This is a genomic window from Pectobacterium carotovorum (assembly GCF_900129615.1).
Taxonomy (GTDB): domain Bacteria; phylum Pseudomonadota; class Gammaproteobacteria; order Enterobacterales; family Enterobacteriaceae; genus Pectobacterium; species Pectobacterium carotovorum.
The window spans coordinates 103,663-117,637 of the sequence record NZ_FQWI01000001.1; the positions used below are offsets into that span (position 1 = coordinate 103,663).

8 protein-coding genes are annotated in these 13,975 nt (G+C 51.8%); 4 read left to right on the forward strand and 4 right to left on the reverse strand.

The window, feature by feature from the left end; genetic code table 11:
* The first annotated feature begins 4 nt into the window (after positions 1–4).
* The 4 genes from mukB to BUB06_RS00465 all read left to right on the forward strand — a co-directional run bounded on the left by mukB (position 5) and on the right by BUB06_RS00465 (position 8,075).
* A complete protein-coding gene (mukB, locus tag BUB06_RS00450; protein WP_039472747.1) occupies positions 5–4,444 on the forward strand; it encodes a chromosome partition protein MukB in 4,440 nt (1,479 codons plus the stop codon).
* Between the two features lie 434 nt (positions 4,445–4,878).
* The gene (ldtD, locus tag BUB06_RS00455) at positions 4,879–6,618 is read left to right on the forward strand and encodes a L,D-transpeptidase (protein ID WP_039472750.1); all 1,740 of its coding nucleotides are present in this window, start codon (positions 4,879–4,881) and stop codon (positions 6,616–6,618) included.
* Positions 6,619–6,796: 178 nt separating this feature from the next.
* Complete coding sequence (locus BUB06_RS00460; RefSeq protein ID WP_010277035.1) at positions 6,797–7,345, forward strand: peptidoglycan L,D-endopeptidase MepK; 549 nt, start codon at positions 6,797–6,799, stop codon at positions 7,343–7,345.
* Positions 7,346–7,427: 82 nt separating this feature from the next.
* A complete protein-coding gene (locus tag BUB06_RS00465) occupies positions 7,428–8,075 on the forward strand; it encodes an MBL fold metallo-hydrolase (protein WP_010307825.1) in 648 nt (215 codons plus the stop codon).
* A gap of 97 nt (positions 8,076–8,172) precedes the next feature.
* Here BUB06_RS00465 and BUB06_RS00470 read toward each other — a convergent pair whose 3' ends face one another.
* The 4 genes from BUB06_RS00470 to pncB all read right to left on the reverse strand — a co-directional run bounded on the left by BUB06_RS00470 (position 8,173) and on the right by pncB (position 13,824).
* A complete protein-coding gene (locus BUB06_RS00470; protein WP_039472753.1) occupies positions 8,173–9,363 on the reverse strand; it encodes an amino acid aminotransferase in 1,191 nt (396 codons plus the stop codon).
* A 290-nt stretch (positions 9,364–9,653) separates the two neighbouring features.
* Complete coding sequence (locus tag BUB06_RS00475; RefSeq protein ID WP_039472756.1) at positions 9,654–10,730, reverse strand: porin; 1,077 nt, start codon at positions 10,728–10,730, stop codon at positions 9,654–9,656.
* A 295-nt stretch (positions 10,731–11,025) separates the two neighbouring features.
* Positions 11,026–12,426, reverse strand: coding sequence for an asparagine--tRNA ligase (gene asnS, locus BUB06_RS00480; protein ID WP_010307810.1), 1,401 nt, complete (start codon positions 12,424–12,426; stop codon positions 11,026–11,028).
* Between the two features lie 192 nt (positions 12,427–12,618).
* Positions 12,619–13,824, reverse strand: a complete 1,206-nt coding sequence (pncB, locus tag BUB06_RS00485; RefSeq protein ID WP_039472760.1) for a nicotinate phosphoribosyltransferase — start codon at positions 13,822–13,824, stop codon at positions 12,619–12,621.
* Between the last annotated feature and the right edge of the window lie 151 nt (positions 13,825–13,975).

The following is a 13,975-nucleotide window of genomic DNA, read 5'->3' on the forward strand; positions in this document are numbered from 1 at the left end:
AGGAATGATTGAACGCGGTAAATTTCGCTCACTAACGCTGGTCAACTGGAACGGCTTTTTCGCCCGCACCTTCGATCTGGATGAACTGGTTACCACGCTATCCGGTGGTAACGGTGCCGGGAAATCCACCACGATGGCCGCCTTTATTACGGCACTGATCCCTGACCTGACGCTGTTGCACTTCAGGAACACCACAGAAGCGGGGGCCACCAGCGGTTCACGCGATAAAGGTCTGCACGGTAAATTGCGCGCGGGTGTCTGCTACTCCACGCTGGATGTCGTTAACTCGCGTCATCAGCGCGTGCTGGTTGGGGTTCGCCTCCAGCAGGTTGCAGGGCGCGACCGTAAAGTTGATATCAAGCCTTTCACCATTCAGGGGTTACCGACGGCGATACAGCCGACGCAAATTCTGACGCAGGTGGTCGGCGATCGTCAGGCGCGTGTACTCTCATTGCAGGAGTTGAAAGATCGCGTCGAGGAGATGGAAGGCGTTCAGTTCAAGCAGTTTAACTCCATCACTGACTATCACTCGCTGATGTTTGATTTGGGCGTGGTGCCGCGTCGCCTGCGTTCTGCATCCGATCGCAGCAAGTTCTATCGTCTGATCGAAGCGTCGCTGTACGGCGGTATCTCCAGTGCGATTACTCGCTCGCTGCGTGACTACCTGCTGCCGGAAAACAGCGGCGTGCGTAAAGCGTTTCAGGATATGGAAGCCGCGCTGCGTGAAAACCGCATGACGCTGGAAGCGATCCGCGTCACCCAGTCCGATCGCGATCTGTTCAAACACCTGATCTCTGAAGCGACCTCTTATGTTGCTGCTGACTACATGCGACACGCCAATGAACGCCGTATTCATCTGGATGGGGCGTTGGAACTGCGTCGTGACCTGTTCTCCAGCCGTAAGCAACTGTCGACGGAACAATATCGTCATGTAGAAATGGCGCGGGAACTGGCGGAGCAGAGCGGTGCCGAAGGCGATCTGGAAACAGATTATCAGGCGGCCAGCGATCACCTGAATCTGGTGCAGACCGCCATGCGCCAGCAGGAAAAAATCGAGCGCTATAACGCCGATCTGGAAGAATTGAGCTATCGCCTCGAAGAACAGAATGAGGTGGTGGAAGAGGCTCGGGAGCAGCAGGCGGAAAACGAAGAACGCGCTGATGCTGCCGAGTTGGAAGTGGATGAACTGAAAAGTCAGCTTGCCGATTATCAGCAGGCGTTGGACGTACAGCAAACGCGCGCCATTCAGTATCAGCAGGCGCAACAAGCGCTGGAGCGCGCCCGCACGCTGTGCCAGTTGCCGGATTTAACGGCAGACAACGCGGATGAGTGGCTGGACAGCTATCAGGCGAAAGAGCAGGAAGCGACAGAGATTCTGCTGATGTTGGAGCAGAAACTGAGCGTGGCCGATGCGGCGCACGGTCAGTTCGAACAAGCCTATCAGCTGGTGACTAAGATTGCGGGTGCGGTGAATCGCAACGAGGCCTGGCAGGTTGCGCGCGATTTACTGCGTGACAGCTCTTCACAGCGCTATCAGGCGGAGCGAGTACAACCGCTGCGGATGCGCCTGTCTGAGCTAGAACAGCGCCTGCGTGAGCAGCAGGATGCCGAGCGGTTATTGCTGGATTTCAGCAAACGCAACGGTCAAGATTATCAACCGGAAGAGCTGGAATCACTCCAGCAAGAACTCGATGCCCGCATAGAAACGCTGTCATCGCTGGTGGCGGAAGCGGGCGAGCGTCGCATGGCGCTGCGTCAGGAATTGGAGCAAACCCAGCAGCGTATTCAGAAGCTGACGACGCGCGCGCCAGTTTGGCTGGCCGCACAGGAAATGCTGACGCAACTGAGTGAGCAGAGCGGCGAAACGTTTGAAGATAGCCGCCAGGTGACGGAATTCATGCAGCAGTTGCTGGAGCGTGAGCGTGAAACCACCGTTGAACGTGATGACATCTCCGCCCGCAAGCGGCAGATCGAAGCGCAGATTGAGCGGCTGAGTCAGCCCGGTGGTTCGGAAGACCCGCGCCTGAACGCGCTGGCGGAACGCTTTGGCGGCGTGCTGCTGTCTGAGATTTATGATGACGTGACGTTGGATGATGCGCCGTACTTCTCGGCGCTTTATGGTCCCTCCCGCCATGCAATCGTGGTGTCCGATCTCTCGCTGGTGCGCGATCAGCTTGCCGGTCTGGAAGATTGCCCAGAAGATCTTTATCTGATTGAGGGTGACCCGCAGTCGTTTGATGACAGCGTGTTCGCCGTTGAAGAACTGGAACGCGCCGTGGTGGTGAAAGTTGCGGAGCGCCAGTGGCGTTATTCGCGTTTCCCGGAAGTGCCGCTGTTTGGCCGCGCCGCGCGGGAAATGCGTCTGGAAAGCCTGCGTGATGAGCGCGAAGCACTGGCGGAACAGTACGCGACGATGTCGTTTGACGTGCAAAAAACGCAGCGCCTGCACCAGTCTTTTAGCCGCTTTATCGGTACGCATCTGGCCGTCGTTTTTGATGAAGATCCCGAAGCGGAAATTCGTACGCTCAGTTCTCGTCGTGGCGAACTTGATCGTGCGATGGCCAGCTTTGATGGCGAAAACCAGCAGCAGCGTCAGCAGTACGAGCAGGCGAAAGAAGCCAGCGCACAGCTGAATAAACTGATTCCGCGCATTAGCCTGCTTTGCGATGAGACATTACAGGATCGCGTGGAAGAGATTCGTGCGGAACTGGATGAAACGGAAGAATCCGCCCGTTTCATTCAGCAGCACGGTGCAACGCTGGCTAAGCTGGAACCGTTGGTTTCTGTCCTGCAAAGCGACCCGCAGCAGCATGAACAGTTGCAGGAGGATTATACTCAGGCGCAGAACGCACAGCGGCAGGCAAAACAGCAGGCGTTTGCACTGACTGAGGTTGTGCAACGTCGCGCGCACTTTAGCTACGCCGATTCTGCTGGCATGCTGGGTGAGAATGCCGGTCTGAATGACAAACTGCGCCATCGTTTGGAACAGGCTGAGGCAGAACGGACAAAAGCGCGTGAACAGCTACGCCAGCATCAGGCTCAACTGACGCAGTACAGTCAGGTTCAGGCCTCGCTGAAAAGCTCTTACGATGCCAAGCAGGACATGCTGAAGGAACTGACGCAAGAGCTTCAGGATATAGGCGTACGTGCTGACGCGGATGCCGAAGCGCGCGCTCGTCAGCGTCGTGATGAGCTGCATGCCGCATTAAGTACCAACCGCTCACGCCGGAATCAGTTGGAAAAACAGATTACGTTCTGTGAAGCGGAAATGGACAGTTTGCAGAAGAAATTGCGCAAGCTGGAGCGTGATTATCACCAGATGCGTGAGCAGGTTGTTACGGCGAAAGCGGGCTGGTGTGCGGTCATGCGTTTGGTGAAAGACAACGGCGTCGAGCGCCGTCTGCACCGCCGTGAACTGGCGTACATGGAAGGCGATGAACTGCGTTCCATGTCGGATAAGGCGTTGGGTGCGCTGCGTCTGGCGGTTGCGGATAACGAACACCTGCGCGATGTACTGCGGCTTTCCGAAGATCCGAAGCGGCCCGAGCGCAAGATTCAGTTCTATATCGCCGTTTACCAGCATCTGCGCGAGCGTATCCGTCAGGATATTATCCGCACCGATGATCCGGTAGAAGCCATTGAGCAGATGGAGATCGAGCTTAATCGTCTGACTGAAGAGCTGACGGCGCGTGAGCAGATGCTGGCCATCAGCTCTCGCAGCGTGGCAAACATCATTCGTAAAACGATCCAGCGTGAGCAGAACCGTATTCGGATGCTGAATCAGGGGCTGCAAGCGGTCGCGTTTGGTCAGGTGAAAAGTGTGCGCCTCAACGTCAACGTGCGCGAAACGCATACCACGTTGCTCAATGTGTTGTCTGAGCAGCAGGAAATGCATCAGGATCTGTTTAACAGCAACCGACTGACCTTCTCGGAAGCGTTGGCGAAATTGTATCAGCGCCTGAATCCTGAAATTGACATGGGGCAGCGCACGCCGCAAACCATCGGTGAAGAGCTGCTGGATTACCGAAACTACCTTGAAATGGAAGTTGAGGTTAATCGTGGCGCGGATGGCTGGTTACGAGCGGAAAGTGGGGCACTGTCTACTGGGGAAGCCATTGGTACCGGGATGTCGATTCTGGTCATGGTGGTGCAGAGCTGGGAAGAAGAGTCCAAGCGCCTGCGTGGCAAAGATATTATTCCGTGTCGTCTGCTCTTCCTCGATGAGGCGGCGCGTCTGGATGCCAAATCGATTGCGACGCTGTTCGAGCTCTGCGATCGTCTGGAAATGCAGTTGGTCATCGCGGCACCGGAAAATATCAGCCCCGAGAAGGGAACCACCTATAAGCTGGTGCGTAAAGTCTACCAGAACAACGAGCACGTCCATGTGGTCGGGCTGCGTGGTTTTGGAACGGAAGCGCCAGAGACGCAAGAGCAAGCCTCGTAGTGGAGAGTGGTAAATTTTACCGTTGTAAACCTTGCCGATATTTTCTTCTATAATGATAAAGCCGCTTTTTTAAGCGGCTTTATTTTTTTCGTAAAGCGTTGCGTAAAGAGAATGCTGACAGCGAATAGCTTCATCAAACGCGTAAGATAATAACCAGAAGAAGAAGCAAAAATATTTTTCTCTTTATATACTGACGATAAAACGATTGCAGGCCGTAGAAGGATTTACGGTTTTATGTTGCAAGGTGGTGTACCGTAATAACGGGCGCTATATAAAAATGATCATATTTCATTCTTTCTCGTTTTCTACACAAGAAAGCCTAAAGAATGTGCTTACGCCAGTGTGACCGTATACGAGCGAATTCGGTTGTTATTCCATATCCAACGTGGATTGTTGTGAAAGCATAGTGATTAATGAGTACAGGGGATAAATGGATGTTGTTGTTACATAAACGAAAAATGGTCAGGCTGCTGTTACGCGTGGGTTGTATTTGGGTCGGAAGCCTGTCTCCTTCGTTTTCGGTGCTGGCAGCATCTCCGACGGTGGTATCCGGCTTATCACAAAGCTCGGGTGTGGTGTCTGTAGAAAATAGCCGTGCAGGGCTTCTGGCAGCGCTGCCGCACGGTATGACGTTACATTATCTCTCTGATTTATCATCGCTTTATGCCCAGCATCAGATGCAACCTATGTGGGCAGATAATCGCGCGGTTCAGCAGTTTCAACAACAGCTGGCCGAATTGGCGATCGCTGGTGTACAGCCGCAGTTCACCACGTGGGTGACCTGGCTGACCGATCCGCAGTTGACCGGATTTGCGCGTGACGTCGTGCTATCGGATGCGATGCTGGGCTATTTGCAGTTCGTCTCGGGTGTAGAACGCAGCGGTAACGACTGGCTGTACAGCAGCGTGCCTTACCGTCTGCAATCGCCAGCGCTCAATATCGTTGCGCAATGGCAACAGGCCGTGAAATCCGGCACTAGCGCGGCTTATGTCGTTTCGCTGGCACCACAGCATTCGCAGTACGCCAAAATGCATGAAGCGCTGAAGACGATGCTGACGGACAATCGCCCGTGGCCGAGCCTGAATCTGGCGGAATCTCTGCGACCAGAACAGCAGAGTCGGGAACTGGCGGTACTGCGTGAAATTCTGCAACGTACTGGCATGCTGACTTCAACGGAGAGCATTACGCTATTTAACGAAAATACCGCCGTGACGACAGTATCGACAGGACAGGTTCCGCTGGTCGATGGCAGCGGGACTAGCGACGATCGTTATACTGGCGAACTGGTTGACGCGGTTAAACGCTTCCAGCATTGGCAAGGGCTGGAGGATGATGGCGTTATTGGTAAACGTACGCGCGATTGGCTCAATGTCTCCCCGCAAATGCGCGCAACGCTGCTGGCGCTGAATATCCAACGTCTGCGCCTGTTACCGGACAATGTTCACACCGGTATCATGGTGAACATCCCCAATTATTCACTGATCTATTATCAGGATGGCGCTGAGCGTTTATCGTCGCGCGTCATTGTGGGGCAGCCCAAGCGTAAGACACCGTTGATGAGCAGCTCGCTGTATAACGTCGTGGTCAATCCGCCGTGGAATGTCCCGACGACGCTGACTCGGCAGGACATCATTCCTAAAGTGGTGCGTGACCCTGGTTATCTACAGCGTCATGGCTACACGGTGTTGTCCGGCTGGAGTCAGGATGCTGAAGCGATCGATCCTTCAATGATCGATTGGCAGATGGTGTCAGCGGAACGCTTCCCCTATCGCCTGCGTCAGGCCCCAGGTGCGAATAACTCGCTGGGACGCTATAAGTTCAATATGCCGAATTCGGAAGCGATTTATCTGCACGACACGCCTAATCACAATCTGTTCCAGCGCGATATCCGGGCACTGAGTTCCGGCTGCGTGCGGGTTAATAAGGCGTCGGAACTGGCTAGCATGCTATTGCAAGATGCGGGATGGAATAATAGTCGTATTTCTTCCACGCTGGACCAGGGAAATACCACCTTTGTGTCGATGAAACACCGGATTCCGGTCAACCTCTATTACCTGACTGCGTGGGTGGCTGAGGATGGCAGGCCGCAGTTCCGAACAGATATTTACAATTATGATGACACCGCGCGTGCCGGGACGAAAGTGCTGTCCAAAGCAGGGCTGTTGCTTCAGTAAGTATTGAAAATACGAGCATTAGCGGCATTGGTATTTTATTGTTTTGCGGAGGATCGATGCGATCTTCCGCAAACCCCTTAGCAAAGCGGGTTGACTCACTTTTCTCTGGCAGTTAAGGTTCAAGGCGGCACGTTTTGTGCCTCCTTTTATACCGTTCTTTAGCCAGGGTACTTGTTCTATGGATCACATTGACAATCATCGCCGTAAGTGGCTTGCACTGGGTGGTGCCGCGTTGGGTATCGCACTGCTTCCCGGTCAGGCATTTGCGACGTTATCGACACCCCGACCACGAATTTTGACGCTGAACAATCTGAATACCGGAGAGCGGCTGAAAACGGAATTCTTTGATGGCAAACGGTATAACAAATCAGAACTTTCCCGCCTGAATCACTTTTTCCGCGACTATCGCGCCAATAAAGTCAAAACGATTGACCCTCAACTTTTCGATCAGCTTTATCGCTTACAGGTGATGTTGGGCACTAACAAGCCCGTACAGCTGATTTCTGGTTATCGCGCGATAGATACGAATAATGAATTACGCGCGCATAGCAGAGGTGTGGCAAAGCAGAGCTACCATACGAAAGGGCAGGCGATGGATTTCCATATTGAGGGCGTTCAACTCGCTAACATTCGTAAAGCGGCGATGAAAATGCGTGCTGGCGGCGTTGGCTACTACCCACGCAGTGATTTCGTTCACATCGATACCGGCCCGGTTCGCACCTGGTAATTCGCTACAGCAGCGTTAAATTTTTTCTGATACGGTTCGCGAATGCAGAGCGAGCCGCTCAGTTTATTCAACATGGAGTGATATGAAATATCAAATAGTCCCGGTGACGGCATTTAGCCAGAACTGCACGTTGTTATGGTGCGAAAAAACGAATGAAGCGGCGATTGTCGATCCCGGTGGCGATGCAGAAAAAATCAAACGTGCCGTTGCGGATGCAGGCATTTCGGTTAAACAGATTCTGTTAACGCACGGTCATTTGGATCATGTGGGTGCGGCTGCAGAGTTGGCCGAACACTATCAGGTAGCAATTATTGGCCCGCAGATTGAAGATGCTTTCTGGCTGGAAGGGCTACCGGCACAGAGCCGCATGTTTGGTCTGGAAGAATGCGCGCCGCTGACGCCATCGCGTTGGTTACAGGAAGGTGATGAGGTTAGCGTGGGCGAGACGACGCTGGCGGTTTTCCACTGTCCAGGCCATACACCGGGCCACATTGTTTTCTTTGACGCAGAATCGCGCTTGGCACAGGTCGGCGATGTTATTTTCAACGGTGGCGTAGGGCGTACCGATTTCCCACAGGGCGATCATCAGGCGTTGATTGCGTCCATCAAGAATAAGCTGCTGCCGTTGGGTGATGACGTGACCTTTATTCCGGGGCACGGTCCGATGTCAAACTTAGGACATGAACGTAAAACTAATCCTTTCCTGCGTGAAGATGCTGCGATTTGGTAGTTTCTGTACTTTTTATCAGTAAGGGCAGAAATTTATCAGTAAAGGACAGAAATGAAAAAGCCGACACAGGGTGTCGGCTTTTTTGATCGCAGAACGATCAGAGTACGGCAACAATCGCTTCGCAAAGTGGCGCCATGTTTTCTGGCGTCATTCCTGCAACGTTGATACGGCCAGAATTCACCGCGTAAACGCCGAATTCGTCACGCAGACGCAGAACCTGCTCTTTGGTCAAGCCGCTGAATGAGAACATTCCATTCTGATTGATGATGAAGGAGAAATCCTGCTGCGCGCCTTTTTCCTGCAGGGTATTCACGAACAGCTGACGCATACGCTGAATGCGCTCACGCATCGCCGTCAATTCCTGCTCCCACATGGTTTTAAGCGCATCGTTGCCCAGAATGGTAGCAACAACGGTCGCGCCGTGTGACGGTGGGTTAGAGTAGTTTGCGCGAATAGCGGCTTTCACCTGACTGAATGCTTTGTCTGCTGTTGCGGCATCGGCGGCAACCAGCGTACAGGCACCGACGCGCTCATTGTACAAACCGAAGTTTTTAGAGTACGAGCTGCATACGATCAGTTCATCGTGTTTTGCAGCGAAGAGACGCAGGCCTTCCGCATCTTCTTCTAGCCCGCGGGCAAAGCCCTGATAGGCGAAGTCAAACAGCGGCAACCAGCCTTTCGCTACCGACAGTTCAGCCAGCGTAGCCCACTGCTCAGCGGTAGGATCGATACCGGTTGGGTTGTGGCAACAGCCGTGGAACAGTACCACGTCGCCTGCTTGTGCGGCGTTCAGGCTGTTCAGCAGGCCATCAAAATCCAGCGCATGGTTCGCTGCATCGTAGTAGTCATACTGGCACACTTCCAAACCGACAGCAGAGAAGACGTTATTGTGATTTGGCCAGGTTGGGTTGCTGATCCAAATGCGTTTCGCAGACGTCTGGTTTGCAATGAAATCAGCGGCTACGCGCAACGCACCAGTTCCGCCTGGGGTTTGCGCCGTACGGGCACGTTTGTCGGCAATGATGGCATTCTGCTTGCCAAACAACAGCTCCTGCGTGCACTGACCGAATGCTGGCAGACCGTCAATGCCCAGATAGTTTTTGGTGGTTTCATTTTCCAGCAGATAGTGTTCTGCTTTTTTTACGCTGGTCAGAACCGGGGTTTTACCGGTTTCATCTTTATAGACACCAATACCCAGATTGATTTTATTCGCGCGGTCATCGGCGCGGAAAAGATCGGTCAGCCCGAGAATAGGATCGGCCGGTGCGGCAGAGATATTTTCAAACATTGCCAGAATGTTCCATAACTGAGATGAAATAAGAATTCTCAGAGTACCGTCAGTAAAAGGCTTTGCCAACCGTTGATGTCAAAAAGAAAGGGAAATAACAGGGAGAAGGAGAGAGACGAAATAAAAGACTGGTTAGACGAGAATAATTGGCGCAGCGTGGCGTAAAGCAGAAACCAAAAAACGCGCGTAAAGGTAGAATGCTATCCGGCCCACAATAAAAAAGACAGAGCCGAGGCTCTGTCTTTTCATGCAATACGAACGATTAACTCGTTACGTTATGCTGCAACAACTTAGAACTGGTAAACAACACCGACATTTACAACATCGTTGTTTTCGATACCATAATTGTTGTTTTTGTCCAACAGGCTGATGTCGTATTCAGCGTAAGTAGAGAAGTTTTTGTTGAATGCATAGGTTGCACCAATGCTTGCATACTTAACGCCATAGTCGTTTACAACATTGCTGATTTTGTCTTTACGAGAAACGTAAGCAATTGTCGGAGTCAGACCGAAATCAAAGTTGTACTGTGCAACCACTTCGAAGATCTTGCTCTCATCAGCAATAATGCCATCGATTGGTGCATAGAAATTACGAGCTTCGCCGTAAGTGGCTGCAACGTAGATGTTATTTGCATCGTATTTCAGGCCAGTTGACCATACGTCTGCGCGCTCACCACCAGCACTTGATGTGCGTTGAGCAGCGGTACGCTCATAAGAGCCGTAAGAAGCAACCGCGCCTACGCCGAAATCAGTATCATAAGACAGAGACGTCGCCCACGCATCGCCGTGATTGCGTTCAATGTTCTTGCCAGTGGTTGCGTTAACGGTAGAAGAAGTATCGTCTTTAGCAACGTATTGCAGACCGAAACCTAAGCCGTCAACCAGACCAAAGAAGTTAGAGGTGTTATAAGTTGCGGCGTTACCGATACGGCCAGTCAGCGTATCGGTGATGCTGCTGTCGCCGCCGTTTTCTGGCAGCACGTCGGTATAAGCCATACCGTTATAAGCTACACCTACGTTACGACCGTAGTCGAAAGAACCGAAATCACCAAATTTCAGACCAGCAAACGCTTTACGGGTTTTGCCTGCGCTGCCATTGCTATCTTCTGCTTTCTTGGCATCGAATTGGTATTCAAAAGTACCGTAACCCGTCAGATCGCTGGTGATCTGAGTTTGGCCTTTAAAGCCCAGACGTGCATAGGTGTTATCTTCGTTGTCTGTGTCTTGGTTATTGAAAGTATAACCCGCGTGTACACGACCATTCAGATCCAGCTTGTTAGCGTCTTTATTATAGATTTCTGCTGCGTTGGCTGTGCCTGCGACTAACAGAGCTGGGATTACTACTGCAAGAATGTTGCGTTTCATCATTATTACCCTCATTGGTGTTATTTAGACACCTGCCACTGCCATAAATAATTCTTTACGGAACTATTCCTGAAAGTTTGGTGTCTTCCTGTGTCTGAACGCAGTTTTCCATTCACTCGCCAGTTAATCCACCCTAAAGATGCTACAAAGTTCGTAATCGAGTAACAAATGGAAATAATGTGTATCTAAATGTAAAAATCAGGGAACTTTGTGAGGCATAACAAAAATTAAAAAAAAAGAGCCGGGAAACCCGACTCTTCTTTTCTACATATTTGTTTTACTTATATTAAATTTTTATTTAGAAACTGGCGTTCCGTGGTGTGCGTGGGAAAGGAATGACATCGCGCACATTTTGTACACCGGTAACATAAGCAATCAATCGTTCAAAACCTAAACCAAAACCGGAATGGGGAATGGTGCCGTAGCGACGCAAATCACGATACCACCAGTAGTCTTCTTTATTCAGTCCCATCTCTTCCAGACGGCTATCCAGTTGAGCCAGACGCTCTTCACGCTGAGAGCCACCGATGATTTCACCGATTCCTGGTGCCAGAACATCCATCGCAGCAACGGTCTTACCGTCTTCATTCATACGCATGTAGAAGGCTTTGATGTCTTTCGGGTAGTTTTTAACGACAACCGGTGCTTTGAAGTGCTGCTCCGCCAAATAACGCTCATGTTCGGAGGAGAGGTCAACGCCCCAGTAAACTGGGTTCTCGAACTGCTTCCCGCAGTTCAGCAGGATCTCGACGGCATCAGTGTAGTCCACCTGTGCGAAATCAGAGCTGACAAATTTTTCCAGTCGAGTGATGGCTTCTTTGTCGACACGCTCAGCAAAGAACGCCATATCATCGGCACGCTCGTTCAGTACAGCCTGGAAAACATATTTCAGCAGGTTTTCAGCCAGACCGGCAACGTCATCCAACGTGGCGAAAGCGACTTCCGGTTCGATCATCCAAAACTCGGCCAGATGGCGGCTGGTGTTGGAGTTTTCCGCGCGGAAGGTTGGGCCAAAGGTATAGACGTTAGACAGCGCACAGGCGTAGGTTTCGCCATTCAACTGGCCGGATACAGTCAGGAATGCTTCTTTACCGAAGAAATCTTCGCTGAAATCCACTTTACCTTGTTCGGTACGCGGCAGGTTTTCCAGATCGAGAGTAGAAACGCGGAACATTTCACCCGCGCCTTCGGTATCGGATGCGGTAATCAGCGGGGTAGATACCCAGAAGTAACCATTCTCATGGAAGAAGCGGTGAATCGCCTGTGCCAGCGTATGGCGAACACGTGCCACGGCGCCGATCAGATTGGTACGTGGACGTAAGTGCGCAACTTCACGTAGATATTCGATGCTGTGACGCTTCGCCGCCATCGGGTAGGTATCGGGATCGTCAACCCAGCCGACAACGTTGACGTTGGTGGCTTGTAGCTCGAAGCTCTGACCTTCACCCGGAGACGCGACGACATTACCGGTGATTTCTACGGAACAACCGGTAGTCAGGCGCAGCACGTCATCCTGATAATTGGAGAGATTATTATTAACGACAGCCTGTAATGGATTAAAGCAGGAGCCGTCATAAACGGCGATAAAGGAGATACCGGCTTTAGAATCTCTCCGGGTACGTACCCAGCCGCGCACGGTGACTTCGCTGTCAACGGCGACACGGCCTTGCAGTACATCGACTACAGGCACTACGCTCATAAAATTCTCTCTTTAATTAATCGTGTTTAAGAAATATATCGTGGTTAAAACGTCAAATGGCCCAATCCGAGCCATTTGCTATGTTACTTGCGATGCAACAGGACACAAGCAGAAATCACCGGAATGGCGCGAAGTTTTCGCTCATGTGGGTGAATCTGCTGCAAAGTTGGTCAACATCTATAGGGGAAAGCCTCAACTGGCTTTTTTCACGCGGGGTAAGTCAAACGCTTTGCGCAACTCACACACGAAGTTCTGATCCTGACAGATGGTTTTACCTGGACTATCGGAGAGCTTTGCCACTGGCTTGCCATTGCATTCCACCAGTTTGATGACGATATTCAACGGCTTCACGCCGGGGATGTCACACGTCAGGCGGGTGCCCATGCCAAATACCAGATTCACGCGTTGCCAGAAGTGACGATACAGCGTCAGCGCTTTATCCAGATTCAGATTATCGGAGAAGACCAGCGTTTTGCTCATCGGATCGATGTTCAGGCGCTGATAATGTGCAATGGCTTTCTCTCCCCAATCGACCGGATCGCCAGAGTCGTGACGCAGCCCTTGATAGGCTTCGGCGAACGACAAATCGAAATCGCGCAGGAAGGCATCCATAGTGATGCAATCGGTCAACGCAATGCCCAAATGTGTGGGATATTCACGCAACCACATTTGTAGCGCGGCGCGCTGGCTGTTTGCCAACGTTGGACTAATCTGTTGATGGGCCTGAAACCACTCGTGCGCCTGCGTACCGACAGGCGTGATATCCAAACGGCGCGCCAGATCGTAATTGCTGGTGCCGATAAGATAAGGGAAATCGGCTTGCAGCGTCGTAACAATAGTCTGCTGGACATCACGAGAGAAACGTCGGCGCGTGCCGAAATCCATTAGCTTGAATTGGCTGAGATCCACATCCGCGCTGTTCTGGCGGAAGCTCTCCAGTGAGGCAGACAGTTGGGCGAGCGCCTGCTCAGTCGTGACGTCGGGCGAACGATCGCGATGCACGACTTCACTGATCACGGCCAGCAAGGGAACTTCCCACAAAATCACTTCACGCCACGGCCCAGTGATACGGATATCCAGTTTGCCAGCATGATTTTTGATCGACACCTGCTGCGGATTGAAACGGAAGTCCCGCAGCCAGTGGAGATAGTCCTGTTTAAAGAACGGCAGAGAAGAAAGATAGGTAAACTCATCGTCACTCAATGACAAGAAACGCATCAGATCGACCTGATGGGCTATCTCATCAGCGTAAACGCCTAATAACTCATCACCGCGACAGCGAAATTCAGCCGCAACGTCGACATCATAATAGTGATGATACACCGCCTGTTGCATGTGCAGCTTGTAGGCGTCGGTATCCAGCAATGAGTGCAGAATCGGGGAAGTGTGCAAAGTCATAATGCGTTACAGCATCCTTGTAAGATGCCTATCCACCATCGGGACAATTAGCAATGTCCGGTCAGTATACCTTGATTATCTGTTTATTACATTACGACAACATAGCGAGACGTGCGGGAATGAACCACGGTACGATGATTATCCTCATTAT